Origin of the sequence: Stenotrophomonas sp. Marseille-Q4652 (genome assembly GCF_916618915.1) — a bacterium.
In the GTDB taxonomy this organism is placed as follows: domain Bacteria; phylum Pseudomonadota; class Gammaproteobacteria; order Xanthomonadales; family Xanthomonadaceae; genus Stenotrophomonas.
In genome coordinates this window covers 136,125-156,075 of sequence record NZ_CAKAKE010000001.1, presented here as the reverse complement: position 1 = coordinate 156,075, position 19,951 = coordinate 136,125, and the positions used below count along the sequence as shown (strand labels likewise).

14 protein-coding genes and 2 pseudogenes are annotated in these 19,951 nt (G+C 66.4%); 10 read left to right on the top strand and 6 right to left on the bottom strand.

Annotated elements, in window-relative coordinates:
* Positions 1-77 precede the first annotated feature (77 nt).
* Together LG380_RS00675 and LG380_RS00670 are read left to right on the top strand one after the other, a co-directional pair.
* Positions 78-710 (top strand): hemolysin III family protein, encoded by a 633-nt coding sequence (locus LG380_RS00675; protein WP_225763130.1) that lies wholly within the window; start codon positions 78-80, stop codon positions 708-710.
* 62 nt (positions 711-772) lie between these two features.
* Positions 773-2,763: pseudogene (locus LG380_RS00670) on the top strand (AsmA family protein).
* Positions 2,764-2,776: 13 nt separating this feature from the next.
* On the opposite strand, the gene LG380_RS00665 reads toward LG380_RS00670, so the two are convergent.
* From LG380_RS00665 to mtgA, 3 genes are read right to left on the bottom strand one after another with little or no spacing between them, the layout of a single operon-like run.
* Complete coding sequence (locus LG380_RS00665; protein ID WP_225763129.1) at positions 2,777-3,208, bottom strand: CBS domain-containing protein; 432 nt, start codon at positions 3,206-3,208, stop codon at positions 2,777-2,779.
* Complete coding sequence (locus tag LG380_RS00660; RefSeq protein WP_225763128.1) at positions 3,168-4,223, bottom strand: glycosyltransferase family 2 protein; 1,056 nt, start codon at positions 4,221-4,223, stop codon at positions 3,168-3,170. The genes LG380_RS00665 and LG380_RS00660 overlap by 41 nt, the downstream gene beginning before the upstream one ends.
* A complete protein-coding gene (gene mtgA, locus LG380_RS00655; protein ID WP_225763127.1) occupies positions 4,223-4,978 on the bottom strand; it encodes a monofunctional biosynthetic peptidoglycan transglycosylase in 756 nt (251 codons plus the stop codon). Before mtgA ends, LG380_RS00660 begins: the two co-directional genes overlap by 1 nt.
* Positions 4,979-5,053: 75 nt before the next feature.
* On the opposite strand from mtgA, the gene LG380_RS00650 reads away from it, so the two are divergent.
* The 3 genes from LG380_RS00650 to LG380_RS00640 all read left to right on the top strand — a co-directional run bounded on the left by LG380_RS00650 (position 5,054) and on the right by LG380_RS00640 (position 9,984).
* Positions 5,054-5,950, top strand: coding sequence for an Hsp33 family molecular chaperone HslO (locus LG380_RS00650; RefSeq protein ID WP_225763126.1), 897 nt, complete (start codon positions 5,054-5,056; stop codon positions 5,948-5,950).
* 157 nt (positions 5,951-6,107) lie between these two features.
* Positions 6,108-6,926, top strand: a complete 819-nt coding sequence (locus LG380_RS00645; RefSeq protein WP_225766388.1) for a hypothetical protein — start codon at positions 6,108-6,110, stop codon at positions 6,924-6,926.
* A 223-nt stretch (positions 6,927-7,149) separates the two neighbouring features.
* Positions 7,150-9,984 carry a TonB-dependent receptor gene (locus LG380_RS00640; RefSeq protein ID WP_225763125.1) on the top strand — a complete coding sequence of 945 codons (2,835 nt, stop codon included), beginning with the start codon at positions 7,150-7,152 and terminating at the stop codon, positions 9,982-9,984.
* A gap of 173 nt (positions 9,985-10,157) precedes the next feature.
* On the opposite strand, the gene LG380_RS00635 is transcribed toward LG380_RS00640, so the two are convergent.
* Entirely contained in the window at positions 10,158-10,757 is a 600-nt protein-coding gene (locus LG380_RS00635; RefSeq protein ID WP_225763124.1) for a TetR/AcrR family transcriptional regulator, read from the bottom strand.
* 133 nt (positions 10,758-10,890) lie between these two features.
* On the opposite strand from LG380_RS00635, the gene LG380_RS00630 reads away from it, so the two are divergent.
* The 3 genes from LG380_RS00630 (at position 10,891) to LG380_RS00620 (ending at position 14,827) form a co-directional block, all read left to right on the top strand.
* On the top strand, positions 10,891-11,808 hold the full coding sequence (locus LG380_RS00630; RefSeq protein WP_225763123.1) for an alpha/beta hydrolase: 918 nt from the start codon (positions 10,891-10,893) through the stop codon (positions 11,806-11,808).
* Positions 11,805-14,279, top strand: a complete 2,475-nt coding sequence (locus LG380_RS00625) for an acyl-CoA dehydrogenase (RefSeq protein WP_225763122.1) — start codon at positions 11,805-11,807, stop codon at positions 14,277-14,279. Before LG380_RS00630 ends, LG380_RS00625 begins: the two co-directional genes overlap by 4 nt.
* Before the next feature lie 71 nt (positions 14,280-14,350).
* Positions 14,351-14,827: a hotdog fold domain-containing protein gene (locus LG380_RS00620; RefSeq protein ID WP_225763121.1), complete on the top strand. Its 477-nt coding sequence runs from the start codon at positions 14,351-14,353 to the stop codon at positions 14,825-14,827.
* Between the two features lie 116 nt (positions 14,828-14,943).
* On the opposite strand, the gene LG380_RS00615 is transcribed toward LG380_RS00620, so the two are convergent.
* Positions 14,944-16,311 carry an MFS transporter gene (locus tag LG380_RS00615; protein WP_225763120.1) on the bottom strand — a complete coding sequence of 456 codons (1,368 nt, stop codon included), beginning with the start codon at positions 16,309-16,311 and terminating at the stop codon, positions 14,944-14,946.
* Between the two features lie 155 nt (positions 16,312-16,466).
* Here LG380_RS00615 and LG380_RS00610 point away from each other — a divergent pair.
* Positions 16,467-17,648 (top strand): annotated as a pseudogene (locus LG380_RS00610) (GMC family oxidoreductase N-terminal domain-containing protein); the annotation flags it as partial.
* A gap of 90 nt (positions 17,649-17,738) precedes the next feature.
* On the opposite strand, the gene LG380_RS00605 reads toward LG380_RS00610, so the two are convergent.
* Positions 17,739-18,335, bottom strand: a complete 597-nt coding sequence (locus tag LG380_RS00605; protein WP_225766387.1) for a LemA family protein — start codon at positions 18,333-18,335, stop codon at positions 17,739-17,741.
* 89 nt (positions 18,336-18,424) lie between these two features.
* On the opposite strand from LG380_RS00605, the gene LG380_RS00600 reads away from it, so the two are divergent.
* A complete protein-coding gene (locus LG380_RS00600; RefSeq protein ID WP_225763119.1) occupies positions 18,425-19,813 on the top strand; it encodes a serine hydrolase domain-containing protein in 1,389 nt (462 codons plus the stop codon).
* Positions 19,814-19,951: the final 138 nt, after the last annotated feature.

The following is a 19,951-nucleotide window of genomic DNA, read 5'->3' as shown; positions in this document are numbered from 1 at the left end:
CGGGGCGGGCATGCATGCAGTTGACAGGGACCGATGCTAGGGTTGTGGCCCTGCTCCACCCCCACTCCAAAATACGCATGGAACCGGTCGCGAATCTCCGCGAAGAAATCGCCAACGCCCTGACCCACGGCCTGGCCGCCGCCGCTGCACTGGCCGGCAGCGCCGTCCTGATCACCCTCGCCACTATCTATGGCGATGGCTGGCAACTGGCCAGCGCAATCGTCTTCGGCGTCACCCTGCTGCTGCTGTACACCGCCTCCACCCTCTACCACGCCATCCAGCACCCGGTCTCGAAGGGACGGCTGAAGGTGTTCGACCACTGCGCGATCTACCTGCTGATCGCCGGCACCTATACCCCGTTCACCCTGGTCGGGCTGCGCGGCACCTGGGGTTGGGGCCTGTTCGCGGCGATCTGGACCCTTGCCTTTGCCGGCGTGGTGTTCAAGCTGTTCTACACCGGCCGATTCAAGAAGCTCTCCACGGCCATCTACATCGCCATGGGCTGGCTGGTGATAGTGGCGATCAAGCCCATGTGGAATTCGCTGGACGGCTGGACCCTGGGCTGGCTGTTTGCCGGCGGCGCGTTCTACACGCTGGGCACCATCTTCTATCACCGTGAATCGGTGCCTTACTCCCACGCCATCTGGCATGCCTTCGTGATCGCCGGCAGCGTCTGCCATTTCGTCTCGGTCACCTCGCAGATCCTCTGATTAGCAGGTCCGGTCGGGCCTGCTGACACAGCGGTTACCTGCGCTTCGCGTGGCGTGCACGACTGTCACGCAACCATGAGCCGGTGAATACCGCGTCCACCACGCCCGAAAAGCCTGCCCGACGCTGGCGATGGCGCGGCCGGCGTCCGGGCAACCGCCTGCTGGCGGCGCTCGCGCTGCTGGTCGCGGCGATCGTGGTGCTGATCCTGTTGTGGGACTGGAACTGGTTCAAGGGACCGGTCGAACGCGCCGTACAGGCGCGCACCGGTCGTGAGTTCCATATCCACGGCAATTTCGATGTGGATCTGGGCAGCACCACCACCCTGCGCGGCGACAGCCTGACCTTCGCCAATGCGGACTGGGCGGAAAAGCCGGAGATGGCGCGTGCCGACCGCGCCGAGGTCGATGTGAGGGTCTGGCCGCTGCTGCGCGGCCGCTTCCACCTGCCGGAGATCCGCCTGACCCGGCCCGACGTGCTGTTGCAGTCCGCACCGCGCGAGGGCGAGCGCGGAAACTGGGATTTCCTGCCTGATTCAAAAGGCGGCAACAGGACCATCGTCCAGCGCCTGCTGATCGATGACGGTCGCCTGCAGTTCCTCCACCCCCGTGACCGCACCGACATCCTGGTCTCGCTGGACAGCGCCGATCGCCGGGGCCGCGAGGCTGCGGTGGTGGAGGTCAAGGGCAAGGGACTGTGGCGCGGCAACCCCTTCACCATCGAAGGCGTGACCGAATCTCCGCTGGAACTGACCCATACCGACCAGCCCTTCCGCATCCACCTCGACGGGCGCGCCGGCAGCACCCACGCCATCGCCCGCGGCTCGCTGACCAACCCGTTCCAGCTGCGCACCTTCGACCTGCAGCTGACCTTGAGCGGGCAGGACATGGCCGAACTCTATCCACTGCTGGGCCTGGCCATTCCCAACACCCCGCCCTACAAGCTCGATGGCCGCCTGCGTCGCGATGACAACATCTGGCACTACCAGGACTTCAAGGGCACCGCCGGCGACAGCGACCTGTCCGGCACCGTCCGCATCGAGACCGGTCGCGAGCGCCCCTTCTTCAAGGCCGACCTGTTCTCGAAGAAGCTGGATTTCGATGACCTGGCCGGTTTTGTCGGCGCACCACCACGTACCGGTGCCGGCGAGACCGCCAATGCCCAGCAGAAGGCTGAAGCCGCCCGCCAGGCCGCGCGCAGCAAGGTATTGCCCGACCAGCCCTACAACCTGGAAAAGCTCGGCGCGATGGACGCCGACGTGCGCTGGAAGGCCGAACGTATCCTCTCCCCGGTCCTGCCGCTGGACGACATGGACGCCCATCTCGTGCTGGACAACCGGCTGCTGCGGCTGGACCCGCTCAACTTCGGCGTGGCCGGCGGCGACATCCGCAGCACGGTGCGCATGGATGCTCGCAAGCGCGTGATCACCACCCAGCTCAAGGGCAGCATGCGCAAGCTGGAGCTGGGCAAGCTGTTCCCGGATGCCAAGCTTGCCGAACAAGCCTCCGGCGGTGTCAACGGCGAGTTCGATCTGACCGGCAACGGCAACTCGGTCGCGGCGATGCTGGCTCGTCCAACGGTGATGTCGCCATCGGCATGGGCCGCGGCCACATCGGCAACCTGGTGATGGAACTGGCCGGGCTGGACGTGGCCGAATCGCTCAAGTTCCTGGTCACCGGCGACAGGCAGATCCCGCTACGCTGCGCCTTCGGCGACTTCGCCGTGGCCAATGGAGTGATGAGTTCGCGGGCGCTGGCCTTCGATACCAGCGATACCCTGATCGTGGGCGAAGGCGTTGTCAGCCTGAAGGACGAAACCCTGGACCTGCTGCTCAAGCCGCGACCGAAGGACATCAGCATCCTGGCGCTGCGCTCGCCGTTGCGGATCGGCGGGACGTTCAAGGATCCCTCGTTCCGCCCGGACATGAAGGCGCTGGGCATTCGCGGCGCCATCGCCCTGACCCTGGGCAGCATCACCCCGCCGGCGGCCCTGCTGGCCACCTTCGAACCGGGCCCGGGCAAGGACAGCAACTGCGGCGGCAAGTACGCCAAGTAAGGCGTAGGCCGGTTCAGCCGGAAACGATGTAGTGCTGCAGCTGGTCCAGCTCGCGGCGCTGCTCGTCGATCACCGCCTTGACCAGGTCGCCGATCGAGACCACGCCCACGACCTGTCCGTCCTCCATCACCGGCAGGTGGCGGATGCGGTGGTCGGTCAGGATCTGCAGGCAGGCCTTGACCCCGGCCTCGGGCGGCACTGCGACCACTTCCGGGGTCATGATCTCGGTGACGGGCGTGGCCGCCGATGAGCGCTCGTGCAGCACCACCTTCCGTGCGTAATCGCGTTCGGACAGGATGCCGATCAACTGCCGGCCTTCCATCACCAGCACAGCACCGATGCCCTTCTGGGCCATCAGCCGGAGCGCGTCGATCACTGCGGCATCCGGGGAAACAGCGTGGACCTCAGGGCCCTTGGCCCGCAACAAATCCCGAACGGTCTGCATGGTGCCGATCTCCTCCGGTCCCGGTTGGACCGGCCGAGTCTGCCACGGCCGGCGCGCGCCAGGTGTCAACCAGGTAGAGCGGGCGCTGCTTGGCTTCCTCGTACAGCCGGCCCAGGTACTCACCGATCAGGCCGAGCGCGATCAGCTGCACGCCGCCCAGGAACAGGATCACCGTCATCATCGTCGGCCAGCCGGCGACGCGGTCGCCGTACAGCGCGGCCTTGCCCACCACCCACAGGGCAAAGCCGAAGGACAGGCCTGCGGTCAGCAATCCCAGGTAGGTGGCCACGCGCAGCGGTGCACTGGAGAAACTGGTGATGCCTTCCAGTGCGAAATTCCACAGCCGCCACAGCCCGAACTTGCTCGCCCCGGCCACGCGTGGCCCGCGGTGGTAAGGCAGTGCCACGCGGCGGAAACCCACCCAGCCGAACAGGCCTTTCATGAAACGGTGGCGCTCGCGCAACTGCCGCAGTGCGGCCAGCGCGCGCGGCGACAGCAGCCGGAAATCACCGGTGTCGGCGGGGATCGGCGTCTTCGACAGGCGCCCGATCACGCGGTAGAACAGCGACGCGGTGACGCGCTTGAGCCAGCTTTCCCCATCGCGCGCCAGGCGGGTGCCGTAGACATCGTCATGACCCTGTCGCCACAGCTCCACGAAGCGCGGGATCAGTTCCGGCGGATCCTGGCCATCGGCATCAAGGATCAGCGCCGCGCCTTCCTCCACGAAGTCCAGGCCCGCCGTCAGCGCCGCTTCCTTGCCGAAGTTGCGCGACAGGCGCAGCAGCGCGACCCGCGGATCCTCGCCCGCCAACTGCTGCATGACCTCCCAGGTGCCGTCATGGCTGCCGTCATCGACATACAGCACCCTTCCGTCCAGGCCGGGCACCGCGTCGAGTGCGGCGCGGATACGCGGGTGCACCAGCGGCAGCGCGTGGGCCTCGTCATGTGCGGCTACGACTACCGTGAGCGTGTCGCAGGCGGCATCGCGGTCGTTGGTGAGGATGTGCCGCTTCATCAGCGCCCCTGTCCCAGGTAGGCATGCCCGCCCAGTTGCCGCGCCTGGCGCTGGATCCATGCAGCACGCCGCTGCACGTAGGGGCCGGGGTTGCGTGCGTTGTAACGTCGCGGCGAAGGAAGCACCGCGGCCAGGCGCGCGCTGTCACCAGCGCTGAGATGCGCCGCATCCTTGCCCCAGAACTTCCGCGCGGCAGCCTGGGCGCCGTACACCCCGTCACCGAACTCGGCGATATTGGCGTACACCTCCAGGATCCGGGACTTGGGCCAGACCGTTTCGATCAGCACCGTGTACCAGGCTTCCAGGCCCTTGCGCACCCAGCTGCGGCCCTGCCAGAGAAACAGGTTCTTGGCCACCTGCTGGCTGATCGTGCTGGCCCCGCGCAGGCGACCGCCTTCGGCGTTGTGGCTGCGCGCCTTGCGGATGGCCTCCACGTCGAAGCCTCGATGGTGCGGGAACTGCTGATCCTCGGCCGCCACCAACGAGATCGGCAGGCTCGGAGTCATCTGTTCCAGATCACGCCACTGGTAATGGATGCGGTAATCCCAGTTGCCGCTGCCCCACTGCTCCAGCTGCCGCGCCGCCATCACCGTGGAGAACGGCGGATCGATGAAGCGCAGCAGCGCCACCTGCACGATGGACAGGGCCACCAGCAGGAACGGCGCAAGCAACAGCAGCTTCCACAGGCGACGCCTGCGCGGACGCGCCCGCCGGGCGCCGGCCTCCACCTTGTCCTTCCCAGCTTCCGCCCCCATTGCAGGTGAGTCCCTTTCCGATCCGAAGTCCGCCGCATTATCCGGCAACCGGCTCTCCTACGCGCAGACAGTCCAATGACCGACCATCACGACCAGCTCGTCCGTTTCCTGCTTCCCGAAGCCGGTGTGCGCGGCGTCCACGTCCACCTCAACCAGACCTGGCAGGAGATCCTGTCCCACGCCAGCTACCCGCCCCAGGCCCGGCGCCTGCTCGGCGAGTCCTGCGCCGCCTCGGCGCTGTTCACCGGCCACACCAAGGTCGATGGCCGGCTGTCGATCCAGCTGCGCAGCAACACGGCCCTGCGCACCCTGTTCGCCGAATGCACCGCGGCTGGCACCCTGCGCGGCATCGCGCAGCTGCAGGAAGGCGAGGACGCCCCGGATGAGCTCGGCAAGCTGGGCGAGGACGCATTGCTGGCGATCACCATTGAAAACCCCGGCCTGGATCCGCGCGAACCGCAGCGCTACCAGAGCCTGGTGAGCCTCAATGCCGCGTCACTGGACGAGGCGTTCGAGGACTATTTCCGCCAGTCCGAGCAACTGCCGACCCGCCTGCTGCTCACCGCCGATGGCGAACAGGCCAGTGGTCTGCTGCTGCAGAAGCTGCCCGGCGACACGGGTGACATGGATGGCTGGACCCGGGTCGGCGCACTGTTCGACACGCTGGGTGCGCAGGAGCTGCTCGAGCTCCCCGCCGACCAGCTGCTGCACCGCCTGTTCCACGAGGAAGGCCCGGAACTGCTGGGCAGCAAGCCGCTGGAGTTCGGCTGCTCGTGCTCCCACGAACGGGTCAGCGCGATGCTGCAGTCGCTGGGCGAGGAGGAGGCCCGCGCGGCCGCCGAAGCCACCGGCAAGGTCGAGGTCCGTTGCGAATTCTGCGGGCGGGAATATCACTTCCCGTTGACTGAATTCGACGTACTGTTCGCCGACGCGCCGACGACCCAGTCCAGCGCGCCGGACCGCCTGCAGTAATGTGACGGTGGCAACGAGTTGCGTTCTGGGGAGGACGGGACTTGTTAAGGAATCATAAACGAACTAGGATCAGGAACCCGTCCCTGCGGGAACCTTCTGCCGTTGCCGGTGTCTGAGATATCCCATGCGTTCCTTCCTCCGCCTGCCGCTAGCCCTGATGATCGCTCTCGGCGCGATCGCGGGCGCGCACGCGCAGGGCAAGGGCGATGGCACCGTCCTCCCGGTGTGGAACAAGGGCAGCGGCAAGGTCGAGGCCCTACTGTACCTGGAGCCGACTGGCGAGCAGGTCAGTGGCGCCCGCTGGCACTTCGGGCGCAACTCGCTCGATGCCGCCTTCGGCCTGTCCTCCGGCGACTCGCTGGGCCTGCTGTGCAGCAGCAGTAGCGGCAGCAGCATCGCTGGGCTGGCGAGCCAGTGCATGCTGGCCAGCCTCGGTGACGAGGATGATTCGCGCGCCGGACGGCGCCTGTCGGCGACCACCAGCTTCAATCGCCCCGGCGGTCGTCTTGGCCTGACTGCCGGAAGCGGGCGCGACGTGTTGCCCGCGTGGCTGACCGGCGGCACCAAAAGTCCCGCCTCGAAGGTCGAACAGAACGACCTGACCGTTTTCGGGCAGAAGAACATTGGCAGCGAGGGCTTCGTCTCGATCGGCGGCACCTACGCCAAGGCCCGTCTGGTGCCGCTGGCGGATGCCGCGCCGGCACTGGTCAACGAGTGGGACAGCAAGAGCCTGACCGTTGGCGGTGGCTACGGCCCCTTCAGCGCCAACATCATCGGGCGAGTGGTCGACGCCCCGGGCAAACCCGGCAAGTGGGAAGGCCTGGGTCTGGGCCTGACCTGGCGTACCCCTTGGAGCGGCCAGCTCACCGTGGGTGCCGAAAACGTCATCACCCGCGGAAAGAACCCGTTCGCACCACGTAACGAAAGCAACGACGAAGGTACGGTGCCGTACGTCAGGTACCAGCAGGATCTTTAGTCCGCCCCGCCACTTGCCAAAAAAAAAAGCGCCTACCGGGCGCTTTTTTTGTGTCTGACGATGCCTTATACCACGCCTCGCCCATAACGTGATTAACAGAGCTTTAATTTTTGCGGGCACATGGCTACTATCGGGTCACCCGGCGGTATTTGGGACTGTCATTTCAGCCCACCGCAGGCCAAACCCTTCGAAACATCCAAGCCTACTTGGAGAGAGAGAGCTCATGAATTGCAAGACCAGCAAGCTGCGTGAAGCCATTGTGTTCGCGCTTGTCGCGGGCGCCGGCGCCGCCGCACCCGCTTTTGCACAGGACACCGGCAGCGGTGCCACCACCCTGGACCGCATCGAGGTCACCGGTTCGCGCATTCGCAGCGCGGACATCGAAAACCAGCAGCCGGTTCTCACGCTGAGCCGTGAAAGCCTCGAGCAGCAGGGCTTTACCTCCGTGGCCGACGTCCTGCAGAACCTGACCTCGGCCGGCTCCCCGGCGATCGCCCGTTCCGAAGTGCTGGCCTCCGGCGAGAACGTCGGCGGTTACTACGTCGACCTGCGCAACCTGGGCGCCACCCGCACCCTGGTGCTGATGAACGGCAAGCGCCTGGGCGCCACCACCTCTGGCCTGCAGGATCTGAGCCAGATCCCGATGTCGGCCATCGAGCGCATCGAGATCCTGAAGGATGGTGCATCCTCGATCTACGGCTCCGACGCCATCGCCGGCGTGGTCAACGTGATCACCCGCAAGCGCTTCGACGGTGCTGAAGCCCAGGTCTACTTCGGCCAGTACGGCGAGGGCGACGGTGACACCGAGCAGTACTCGATCACCATTGGTGCCGATGGTGAGCGCGGCGGCGTGACCCTGAGCGCCGAGTACTACAACCAGGATGCAGTGTGGGCCAAGGATCGCTGGTACGCGAAGGACGGCAACGCCGGTCCGGACTACCCGGGTTCGGGCTGGAGCGCGGTGAGCCAGAACGGCAGCTGGTCCGGTCCGTGCGGACCGGGCGGCGCCACTACCTTCTGCACCCTGCGTCCGGGCGGCAATCCGGCCAATCTCGCGGACTACGTGCCGCACACCGCCGATTACAACGCCAACTCCAACGAGCAGATGATGGCGGCCACCGCCATCGAGCGTAAGTCGATCTACGTCAACGCCAACTACGACCTGACCGACAAGGTCACGTTCAACGCGGACATCCTGTACAACCAGCGCAACACGCTGCAGCAGGTGGCCGGCTATCCGTACCAGTCCGCTGCGTTCGACACCCCGTTGTCCGCTGACAGCGTGTTCAACCCGATCGGCTCGGACATCACCTTCCGCCGCCGCCTGTGGGAAGTGCCGCGCACCACCGACAGCAAGCTGGACACTGTCCGCTTCGTCCCGAACCTGAGCGGCTACTTCGAAGTCGGCGAGCGCACCTTCGACTGGAGCGTGGGCGCGCTGTACAACCGCAACCAGATCGCCAAGACCGGTCACGGCGACATGAGCCTGATCGCTTCGCGTCAGGCACTGGGTGAGTCGTTCATCGACGCCAATGGCGTGGCGCGCTGCGGCACCGCCGCCGACCCGATCGACGGCTGCTACGCCTGGAATCCGCTGCTGCCGTACGGCGTGGCTGGCCCGGGCTCGCTGGCTGATCCGGACGTCCAGAACTTCCTGTTCCCGTACTACACCGACACCGGCGTCACCAAGACCACCAGCTACACCGCTGACCTGTCGGGTTCGATCGTGACCCTGCCGGCCGGCGAACTGGGCTTTGCAGTGGGCGTGGAACACCGCGAGGAAACCGGCCGCTTCGTGCCGGACGCCTTCTCGCAGTCGGGTGAGTACACCGGCCTGCCGGCGACCACCACCGCAGGCTCCTATGAGCTGGATGAAGTCTATCTGGAGTTGAATGTTCCGATCCTGGCCGATGTGGCAGGCGCCAAGGAACTGACCATCAACGCCGCCACCCGTTACTCGGACTACAACAACTTCGGCGACACGCTGAACTCCAAGTTTGGCCTGGTGTGGCGTCCGACCGAGAACCTGCTGGTCCGCGGCACCTGGGCTGAAGGCTTCCGCGCTCCGTCCATCGCCAACCTCTACGGCGGCACCGGCGGCAGCTTCGAGTACTACACCGATCCGTGCTCGGTCGGCGTCCCGGGCTCGGTGGCTGGCAGCGCTGCCTGTACTGCTGCCGGCGTCCCGGCCAACTACGTGCAGCTGGGCCAGGGCCTGGTGCCCTGCACCGGCTGGCCGTGCCAGACCCCGGACCAGTTCTTCAATGGTTCCAACCCGAACCTGCTGCCGGAGAAGTCCGAAAGCACCACGGTTGGCATCGTGTGGAGCCCGCAGTGGGTCGACGGCCTGGACCTGAACCTCGATTGGTACCACTACGAAATCGAGGACATGATCATCGAGGACAGCGTTGATCGCATCCTGGCTGACTGCTACGTCCGCGGCGACGCGTCGCGTTGCGCAGTGGGTCAGATCAACCGCGCTGCCGACGGCCACATCACCAGCATGTTCTATGGCCTGGCCAACCTCGGCAAGATGGAAACCGAAGGCTTCGACTTCGGCGTCAAGTATCGCCTGCCGGAGTACTCGTTCGGCCAGTTCTCCATCGACTGGCAGAACACCTACGTCGTCAAGTACGACCAGTCCGGCCAGGACCCCGACGGCAACGACATCATGATTGGCCGCGTGGGTGATGCAGGCTTCTTCCGCACCCGCTCCAACCTGGGCATCAACTGGTCGCTGGGCGATTTCTCGGTGAACTGGACCTCGCGTTACTACTCCGGCATGAAGGAGTCGTGCATCGCGGCCCGTCCGTGTACCGATCCTGACCGTTACGCCAACGGCGTGACCGATCCGGTCCGCCGCGTCGGCAGCAACACCTTCCACGACCTGCAGGTCAGCTGGAAGGCACCGTGGAACGCGACCGTTGCGGTCGGTGCCAACAACGTGTTCGACCACAGGGGTCCGATCATGTTCACCGCCCCGAACTCGCAGTTCCCGTACTACGGTGGCTTCGACATCGGTCAGTTCGTCTACATGAAGTACACCCAGAAGTTCTGATCGCACGCGCGATCTGGCAGTAGTAACGCCTGAACCACGGCCCGCAAGGGCCGTGGTTTTTTTATTGGGTCCTAGAATCGGCGTGCTCGACAACACGGGAACACAGGCACGCGCCATGCTCCCGGACTTGCCAGGAACACATGGGATTCAGATCAACGGTAAGCGCCCGGGCCTCAGCCCGGGATCAGGGTCTCGATGACGTGCTCGACGTAGGCCTCGAAGTCCTCGCGGGCCTGCTTGGGCTGCTGCAGCTGCAGCGACAGTTGCAGGAAGCCGACGTAAGCGGCGTAGGCCAGGCGCGCGCGATGGCGGGCGTCGGTGGAACTCAGGCCGGCCTGGCGGAACGAGGCGACCAAGTATTCAAGTCGACGTTGCGAAACGCGGTCGATCACCGGGCGCACCATCGGGTGATCCAGCGCCTTGAGCAGTTCGCTGTAGATGACGTGCGGCGTGACTTCGTGGGCAACCAGCTGGAACAGCGCGCGCAGGCGTGCACGAGGATCAGCCACATCTTCCAGGCTGCCAAACACGTTTTCCTGTTCGAACAGTTCCCAGCGCTCAAGTGCTGCCTGCAGCAGCGCGTCCCGCGACGGGAAGTGCCAATAGAAGCTGCCCTTGGTCACGCCGAGGCGTCGGGCCAGCGGTTCGACCGCGACCGCGCCCACGCCCTGCTCGGCAATGAGATCCAGAGCCGCCTGGGCCCAGTCTTCGGCACTGAGTCGGCTGTTGCGGCCGCCTCGCGCCTCCCCCGATGACGCAGAAGATTCGTTCATTGCCCGATTTAACCATACGCTGGGGTTGGTTGCAGTATGCCGGACTGTAATTCTCCCTGTTCATCAAGCACTACTCCTGTTTTCCATACTGAACAGTATTGACACGCCAACAAGGCGATCCATACCATTAGGTATGGTCAATTCCGCCACCACCATTGTCGTGCCCGATGAACTTCGTCTCGAAGGTGCGCAGGACCTGTCGCTGGCCGCCACACGCACTCCAGGCACCCGTCGGCCCGTGCTGTTCGCCCATGGTTTCGGCCAGACCCGCGGCGCATGGACCGGCACCATCTCCGCGCTCTCGGCCAGCGGCTATCCGACCGTGAGTTATGACGCGCGCGGCCACGGCGAATCGGACTGGAATGCACCGGAACTGAGGTACACCCCGGAGCAGTTCGCTGATGACGTGATCGTGGTCGCCGGTGAGATGCCGCATCCACCGGTGCTGGTCGCCGCGTCCATGGGCGGGTTGTTCGGCCTGGTGGCCGAGTCGCGTTGGCCGGGCCTGTTCTCAGCGATGGTGCTGGTCGACATCACCCCGCGCTGGGAAACCCGTGGCGTGGAGCGCATCCTGGCCTTCATGACCGCCCACCCGCGCGGCTTTGCCTCGCTCGCCGAAGCAGCAGACGCGGTTGCCGCCTACCTGCCGCACCGCCCGCGCAAGAGCGAGGACTCACTGCGTGCGCTGTTGCGGCCCACCGCCGACGGTCGCTGGACCTGGCACTGGGATCCGCGTCTGGTCGACGAGCTGGCCCGCGATGCCGAGCAGCACCAGGACGCTCTGGCCGATGCCGCGCGCAAGGTACAGTGCCCCGTATTGCTGGTCAGCGGGGGGCGCAGCGACCTGGTCTCGCCGCAGACCGTCAACGAATTCCTGTCACTGGTGCCGCATGCCACGCATGTGCACCTGCCGGACGCCACGCACATGGTGGCCGGCGATGACAACGACGCTTTTACCGCCACTGTGTTGCATTACCTGGACGCCCTGCCGACGGTTTCGGCCGTTGCACCGTCCGCCACCATCGAGCACGTTACCGGAGCAAGCCAATGAGCATCATCGTTCCCTTCATCGCCATCGTGTTGGCGGGCGCATTCGTCGCCCACCACCGCATGCGCCTCGTGGCATGGACGCTTATCAGCGCCGCGCTGCTGGCGGCCTGCTGGTTCGCGCCGATCAACCAGACCGCCACCCTGGTAGCCGCGATCATCGTCGCGGTGATCAGCATCCCGGTGCTGCTGCCGTTCCTGCGCAAGCCGCTGATCAGCGCCCCTTTCATGTCGTTCTTCCGCAAGGTGCTGCCGCCGTTGTCGCAGACCGAGCGCATCGCGCTGGAAACCGGCTCGGTGGGTTTCGAAGGCCAGCTGTTCACCGGTGACCCGGACTGGAACATCCTGCTGAACTATCCCAAGCCGCAGCTCACCGCCGAGGAACAGGCCTTCCTCGATGGCCCGGTGGAAGAGCTGTGCCGGATGACCAACGACTTCCAGATCACCCACGTGCACGCGGACCTGCCGCCGGAAATGTGGGAGTTCATCAAGAAGAACAAGTTCTTCGGCATGATCATCCCGAAGGAGTACGGCGGTCTGGGCTTCTCGGCGCTTGCCCACCACAAGGTGATCCAGAAGCTGGCCTCGATCTCCTCGGTGGTGTCCTCCACTGTCGGTGTGCCCAACTCGCTTGGCCCGGGTGAACTGCTCAACCACTACGGCACCCAGGAACAGAAGGACTACTACCTGCCGCGCCTGGCCGTCGGCCAGGAAGTGCCCTGCTTCGGCCTGACCGGCCCGTTCGCCGGCTCGGACGCCACCTCGATCCCGGACTACGGCATCGTCTGCAAGGGCATGTGGAAGGGCGAGGAAGTGCTCGGCCTGAAGCTGACCTTCGACAAGCGCTACATCACCCTGGCCCCGGTCGCCACGCTGATCGGCCTGGCCTTCCGCATGTACGACCCCGACAAACTGCTGGGCGACGTCGAGGACATCGGCATCACCCTGGCACTGCTGCCGCGTGACACCGACGGCGTGCAGATCGGCCGCCGCCACTTCCCGCTGAACTCGACCTTCCAGAACGGCCCGATCCGCGGCAAGGATGTCTTCATCCCGCTGAGCCAGATCATCGGTGGCCCGGACAAGCGCGGCCTCGGCTGGAACATGCTCAACGAGTGCCTGGCCGTGGGCCGCTCGATCACCCTGCCGTCCACCGGTTCCGGTGGCGCCAAGGCCGGTGCGGTGGTGACCGGTGCCTACGCGCGCATCCGCAAGCAGTTCGGCCTGTCGGTCGGCCGCTTCGAGGGCGTGGAGGAAGCACTGGCCCGCATCGGCGGCAAGGCCTACAAGATCAGCGCGTTGGCCCAGGCCACTGCCGCTGCGGTTGACCGTGGCGACGTGCCGTCGGTGCCGTCGGCCATTGCCAAGTACCACTGCACCAGCATGGCCCGCGAAGTGATCTCCGACGTGATGGACATCGTCGGCGGCAAGGGCATCATCCTGGGGCCGCGCAACTTCGCCGGCCGCGCCTGGCAGGCCAGCCCGATCGGCATCACCGTCGAAGGCGCCAACATCATGACCCGCTCGCTGCTGATCTTCGGCCAGGGCGCGATCCTGTGCCATCCGTGGGTACTGAAGGAAATGAAGGCCGCCCAGGAGCCGGACCGCAAGGTCGGCCTGCGTGACTTCGACGCCAGCCTGTTCGGCCACATCCGCTTCGGCATTTCCAACGCCGTGCGCTCGTTCTGGTTCGGCCTGACTGGCTCGCGCTTCGGCGCCGCCCCGGGCGATGCCTATACCCGCCGTTACTTCCGCAAGCTGGACCGTTACTCGGCCAATCTGGCGCTGATGGCCGACATCTCGATGATGACCCTCGGCGGCAAGCTGAAGTTCAAGGAAGGCCTGTCCGGTCGCCTCGGCGACGTGCTCAGCCACATCTACATGACCAGCGCGATGGTCAAGCGCTACCACGACGAAGGCGCACCGGTGGCCGAACAGCCGCTGCTGGCCTGGGCTTTCCATGACAGCGTGCACAAGATCGAGGAATCGCTGTCCGGTGCGCTGCGCAACTTCCCGATCCGTCCAATCGGCTGGCTGATGTGGGCGCTGATCTTCCCGCTCGGCCGTCGCGCCGAAGCCCCGGGCGACCGCCTGGGCCATCGCGTCGCCTCGCTGCTGATGTCGGCCAACCCGGCCCGTGACAGCCTGGCCCGTGGCGTGTTCCTGACCCCGTGCGAGAACAACCCGGGCGGCCGCATCGCCAGCTACCTGGAGAAGGCCATCGCTGCCGAGCCGGTGGAGCGCAAGCTGCTCAAGGCGCTCAAGACCGGCCAGGTCAAGGCGCTGGACTTCCCGGCCCAGCTCGACGCCGCCGTCGCCGCGAACGTCATTACCGCCGACGAGCGCAAGCAGCTCGAAGAGCTGCGCGCGATCATCATGGACACCATCAGTGTCGATGACTTCGATCCGCACGAACTGCGCGCGGCCAGCTATTACGACCTGCCGGGCCACCAGCGCTCGCAGCAGGCGGCGTGATCCAGCAACACGGTTGAACCGGGAACGGCGGGCACAATGCCCGCCGTTCCCATTTTTGGGGAGGGAAAGACATGGCAAGCAAGGTACTGGCGCTGTACCGGCGCCTTCAGGACAGGCCGGGCGGCAAGTGGCTGTTTACCCGTATGGTGTGCGCGAAGGCGCCCTACTTCGGCAGCATTGCCCCGCGCATCGAGCGGCTGGAACCGGGCCTGTGCGTGGGCCAGATCCAGCATCGCCGACGGGTAACCAACCATATCGGCACGGTGCATGCGATCGCGCTGTGCAACCTGGCCGAGCTGGTGATGGGGATCATGGTTGATGCCAGCACCCCGGCCGGCATGCGCTGGATCCCCAAGGGCATGCAGGTGGCCTACCTGAAGAAGGCGCAGGGCACGATCACTGCCACCGCACGGCTGGCCGCGCCGCTGCAGGAAAGCACGGAAGGTTACGAGGTCAAGGTCCCGGTGGAACTGCACGACGAGGCGCGGCAGCTGGTGTGCAGCATCGCCATCACCTGCTGGATATCACCCAGGCCGGTCCGCGGCTGAGCCTATGGCAGGCATGCGGCAGGCGGCTGCTGGAGGAATGCCCGGCAGCTTCCCGTCAACACGCATCCACCGCAACAGCGAGGGCGGCGCGGCAGCCATCGCGCCCTGAGGGCCGCTCAGCCGACCGCCGGTTTGGCGGCCACGCCCTCGTCCGGCGGCAGTTCGCGCTGGGCACGGATCACCTTCCACGCGCCGGCGGTCATGCCCGCCGCCACGCCGACGCCGGCCAGGAACACCAGGTGCGAGCCCATCGCCGAGAGCAGCTTGTGCAGCCATACGAAGGTCAGGTCGCCGGCACGGTAGACCACTGTGTCGATCACGGCCTTGGCCTTGTAGCGCGACTCGCGACTGACCCGGGTATAGAGCGTTTCGCGTGCCGGCTTGGCCAGCGAGAACTCGCCGCCGCGGGTCATCACCTGCACCACCGCCACCAGCAGCGGCAACGGCGAGGCCGACAGCACCGCAAAGCCCAGCAGGATCGCCAGCGCCGGCAGCAGCAGCAGCGGCGCGATGCCGAAGCGGCGCAGCAGCCAGCGCGTCAGCAGCACCTGCACGACGATGGTGAGGGTGTTAACCGCCAGGTCGATATTGGCGTAGTACGCGGTGCGGGCCGCGTCCTGGATGAAGAAGCGCTGGGCGATGGCGGCCTGCTCGTTGTACAGCAGCGTGCCCACGCCCACGCCGAAGAACATCAGCAATGCCAGCGCGCGCAGCAGCGGGTCCTGCCAGACCAGGCGCAGGCCGGCCAGCACCGAGCCGCCCATCGCCTGCTCGCCGGTCTGCTGCAAGCCCTGCCGTTCGCGACGCAGCGCAAAGCGCCGCAACCGCAGGATCGCCACCAGGCACACGGCCAGGAAGCCGGCCGAGACCAGCAGCAGGTTGCCCACCCCGACCTGCTCGGCCAGGGTGCGGGTGATCACCGGGCCGGTCAGCGCGCCGATGGTCCCGCCGGCACCGATGTAGCCATAGACCTTCTTGGCGTCCTCGTTGGAGAACACGTCGGCCATGTAGCTCCAGAACACCGATACGGCAAACAGGTTGAACACCGCCACCCAGATGAAGAACGCCGCGCCGCGCCCCGGCATGCGCTGTTCGAACGCCCAGTAGAAGACCAGCAGGCAGGCGATGAAGGCCAGGTACACCGCTGGCAGGAAGACCCGCCGTGGATAACGCGACACCAGCGCGCCATAGATCGGCTGCAGCAGCACCATGCAGATGAAGGTGCCGGTGAACAGCACCTGCAGGGTGAAGTCACCCAGCTCCACCTGCGCACGCGCCGCCCAGTCCACCAGCGCCGGCGGGAACACCGCCAGGACATCGGCCGAGGCACCCATTGCATCACGCAGTGGACGCAACACGTAGTAGCCGCTGAGCAGGCAGAAGAAATACAGCAGCGACCACCACAGGGCGGGCGAGTCCACGCCGAGGGCGGCGATGGCCTTGCGCAGGCTGCCGCGCGCTTCCGGTTGCGAAGAATGATTCATGCGTTGGGCAGACCACGTCGGGGAGATACCGGCGCGAGCCCGGCCGGAATGCGCGCACGGTATCCGATGCGCTGCAACATCGCCAGCATCTTCCCCGGCGCGCCGCTGCCGCCCTATGCTCGCCCGACGGCAGCGTGCCGCCTTGATGGATGCATATGTACGACTACGTGATCGTCGGTGCCGGCTCTGCCGGCTGCGTACTGGCCAACCGCCTGAGCGAGGATCCCGCCTGCCGGGTACTGCTGCTGGAAGCCGGTCCACGCGACTGGCATCCCTTCATCCACATGCCGGCTGGACTGGCGCGCCTGGTCAACAACCGTCGCGTCAACTGGAGCTACGACACCGCACCGGAGCCGGCACTGCGGGGGCGGCGGCTGTGGTGGCCGCGCGGCAAGGTGCTCGGCGGCTCCAGCTCGATCAACGCGATGTGCTACGTGCGCGGCGTGCCGGCCGATTACGACGACTGGGCCGCCGCCGGGGTACACGGCTGGGACTGGGCCAGCGTGCTGCCCTACTTCCGCCGCAGCGAATGCAACACCCGCGGTGCCGACGCGCTGCACGGTGATTCCGGCCCGCTGCATGTCTCCGACCTGCGCCACCACAACCCGCTGTCGGCCGCCTTCATCGAGGCCGGGCAGCAGGCCGGTTATGCCTTCAACAACGACTTCAATGGCCCTGACCAGCTCGGCGTGGGCCTGTACCAGGTCACGCAGAAGGATGGCGCCCGCTGCTCGTCGGCGGTGGCCTACCTTGCCCCGGCGCGCGGGCGTGCCAACCTGCACGTGGTCACCGGCGCGCTGGTGCAGCGCCTGCGCATCGGCCACGGCCGCATCACCGGCGTGGACTATGCCGTGGGCGGCAGGCGCCACCACGCCGCGGCCAGCGCGGAAGTACTGCTCAGTGCCGGCGCGATCAACTCACCGCAGTTGCTGATGCTCTCGGGCATCGGCCCGGCCGACGAACTGCGCCGGCACGGCATCGACGTACGGCTGGACCAGCCACAGGTCGGCGGCAACCTGCAGGACCACCTGGACATCTGCACGCTGCGCCATACCGTGCCGGGCGTGAGCTATGACCGCACCAGCGAGCTGAGGACCGCCATCGACTACTTCCTGCGCGGCCGTCGCGGGCCGGGCACCAGCAATTTCGCCGAGGCCGGTGGTTTCATCCGTTCGCCAGTGGCCACCGACGAACGCGCCGACATCCAGCTGCACTTCGTCCCGGCGATGCTCGACAACCACGGCCGGCATCGCCTGCCCGGCGACGGCTATACCCTGCACGCCTGCTTCCTGCATCCACGCAGCCGTGGCCGCATCACCCTGGCCAGTGCCGATCCGGCGGCCGCCCCGTGCCCGGGCCTGGTGTTCAAAGAAGTTCATCCGTGTCCCCTGCGTGTCACCACCACCGTCTCAACCGCGGGCGTGGCTTCAGAACTGGACCTTCGGTGCCTCGCGCACCTGCGCCTGCTTGTCGGCCGGGATGTCCAGCAATGCCGCCGGGCTGAAGTTGAAGGCATTGGCCACCACGCTGGCCGGAAACACCTCGCGCTGGTTGTTGTAGGACATGACCGCGTCGTTGTACGCCTGGCGGGCGAAAGCGACCTTGTTCTCGGTGCTGCCCAGCTCCTCGCTCAGCTGCATCATGTTCTGGTTGGCCTTGAGGTCCGGATAGGCCTCGGCCACGGCCATCAGCCGGCCCAGCACGCCATTGAGCTGGCCCTGGCTGGCGGCCAGTTGTGCCATGCCGGCGGCATCGCCCGGGTCGGCCTTGGCGGCAGCCAGTCCGGCCTGTGCCGCGTTGCGCGCGGCGATCACCGCCTCCAGCGTCTGCCGCTCGTGGCCCATGTAGGCCTTGGCGGTTTCCACCAGGTTGGGGATCAGGTCAAAACGCCGCTGCAGCTGCACGTCGATCTGTGCAAATGCGTTGCGATAGGCGTTGCGTGCCCGGATCAGGCCGTTGTAGAGGCCGATGCCCCAGCCCGCAATGACAACAAAAACGCCCAAAAACACGAGCAGTATCAACATCATGCCCATTCATCTTCTCCCCGTTTGTGCACTGATAGAAAAGCGGCGCTAGAATCGCGTGCAGCCTTAGCTTACAGGCATCGATCACGATGAAAGACAACCGCAGACGCTGGCGCTTCCGTCCGGTGGCATTGGGATTGATGGGGGCGCTGGCGACGTTGGCCCTGACTTCCACTGCACAGACACCGGCACTCACGGCGACGGACGCGTTCCCCGCCAACCTTGAATCACACACCGCGCCGGCCTCGCCGACGCAGCCCCTGCCCTACCGCACCAGCCTCGGTGGCGAGCTCAAGCCGCTTGCACCGGGCTTCGACGTGGCCGCCTTCGAGGCAATGGCCGAGCAGCTCACCTACGGCAACCGTGTGCCGGGCATGGCGGTGGTCATCGTCCAGGGTGGCCGCGTGCTCAGCGCGCGTGGCTATGGCGTCACCGACGTCAGCAACCCCGAGCCGATCGATGCGCACACCGTGTTCCGCCTGGCCTCGCTGTCCAAGGCCTTCGCCGGCACCATGGCCGGGCTGCTGGTCAACGACGGCACCCTGCGCTGGGACAGCAAGGTCACCGACTACGTTCCCGGTTTCCAGCTCAGTACGCCCGAAGCCACGCGCAAGGTCACCGTGGCCGACGTGCTCAGCCATCGCGTCGGCCTGCCGTACAACGCCTACGACCGCGACATCGAGGCCAACGCCGACTACTACACCCTCACCCGCAAGCTGGCCAGCGCACCGCTCAAGTGCGCGCCGGGCGAGTGCTATGCCTACCAGAACGTGGCCTTCAGCCTGGTTGGCGACATGGTGTTCGCCGCCTCGGGCAGCTTCTACGAGCAGGCGGTCGAACGTCGCATCTTCAAGCCGCTGGGCATGAACGACGCCAGCCTCGGTCTGGCCGGCATCCAGGCCAGCTCGCGCTGGGCGCGACCGCACGTGCGCAGCCGCAACGGCTGGGTCTCGCTCAATCCCAAGCCGACCTACTACCGCGTTGCCCCGGCAGCGGGCGTCAATGCCAGTGCCAGTGACATGGCGCAGTGGCTGCTCGCCCATACCGGGCACCGTCCGGACGTGCTGCCGGCACCGCTGCTGGCCACCCTGCACGCCCCGCTGGTCAGCACTCCGGGCGAGATGCGCGCCGGCTGGCGCCGGCAACGACTGAACTCGGCCGGCTATGCGCTGGGCTGGCGTGTGTTCGACTACGCCGGCGAGCAGGTCGTGTTCCATGCCGGCGCGGTGCAGGGCTACCGCGGTCTGGCCGCACTGGTTCCCGGACAGGACCTGGGCGTGGCGATCCTGTGGAATGGCGAGAGCAGCCTGCCCACCGGCCTGCTGCCGACCATCCTCGACCGCGCAATGGGCCTGCCGGTGCAGCGCTGGCTGGACGTGGATGCCGACTTCGGCAGTGACAACCTGCGCGCCGATGGTGTGCGCGGCCAGGGCCGCAATGGCGCATCGTCGGAGCGGGCCACCGCCTCGCCGCGCTGATACCAGCAACCTTTGCACAACCGAAAAAGGCGGCCCTTGGCCGCCTTTTTTCTTCGTCGCTGTCCCACGATCGCCCATGAAAAAAACTCCTCCCCCGCTGGGCGTCGGGGAAGGAGTCCTGAACGGCTATCGGGGATG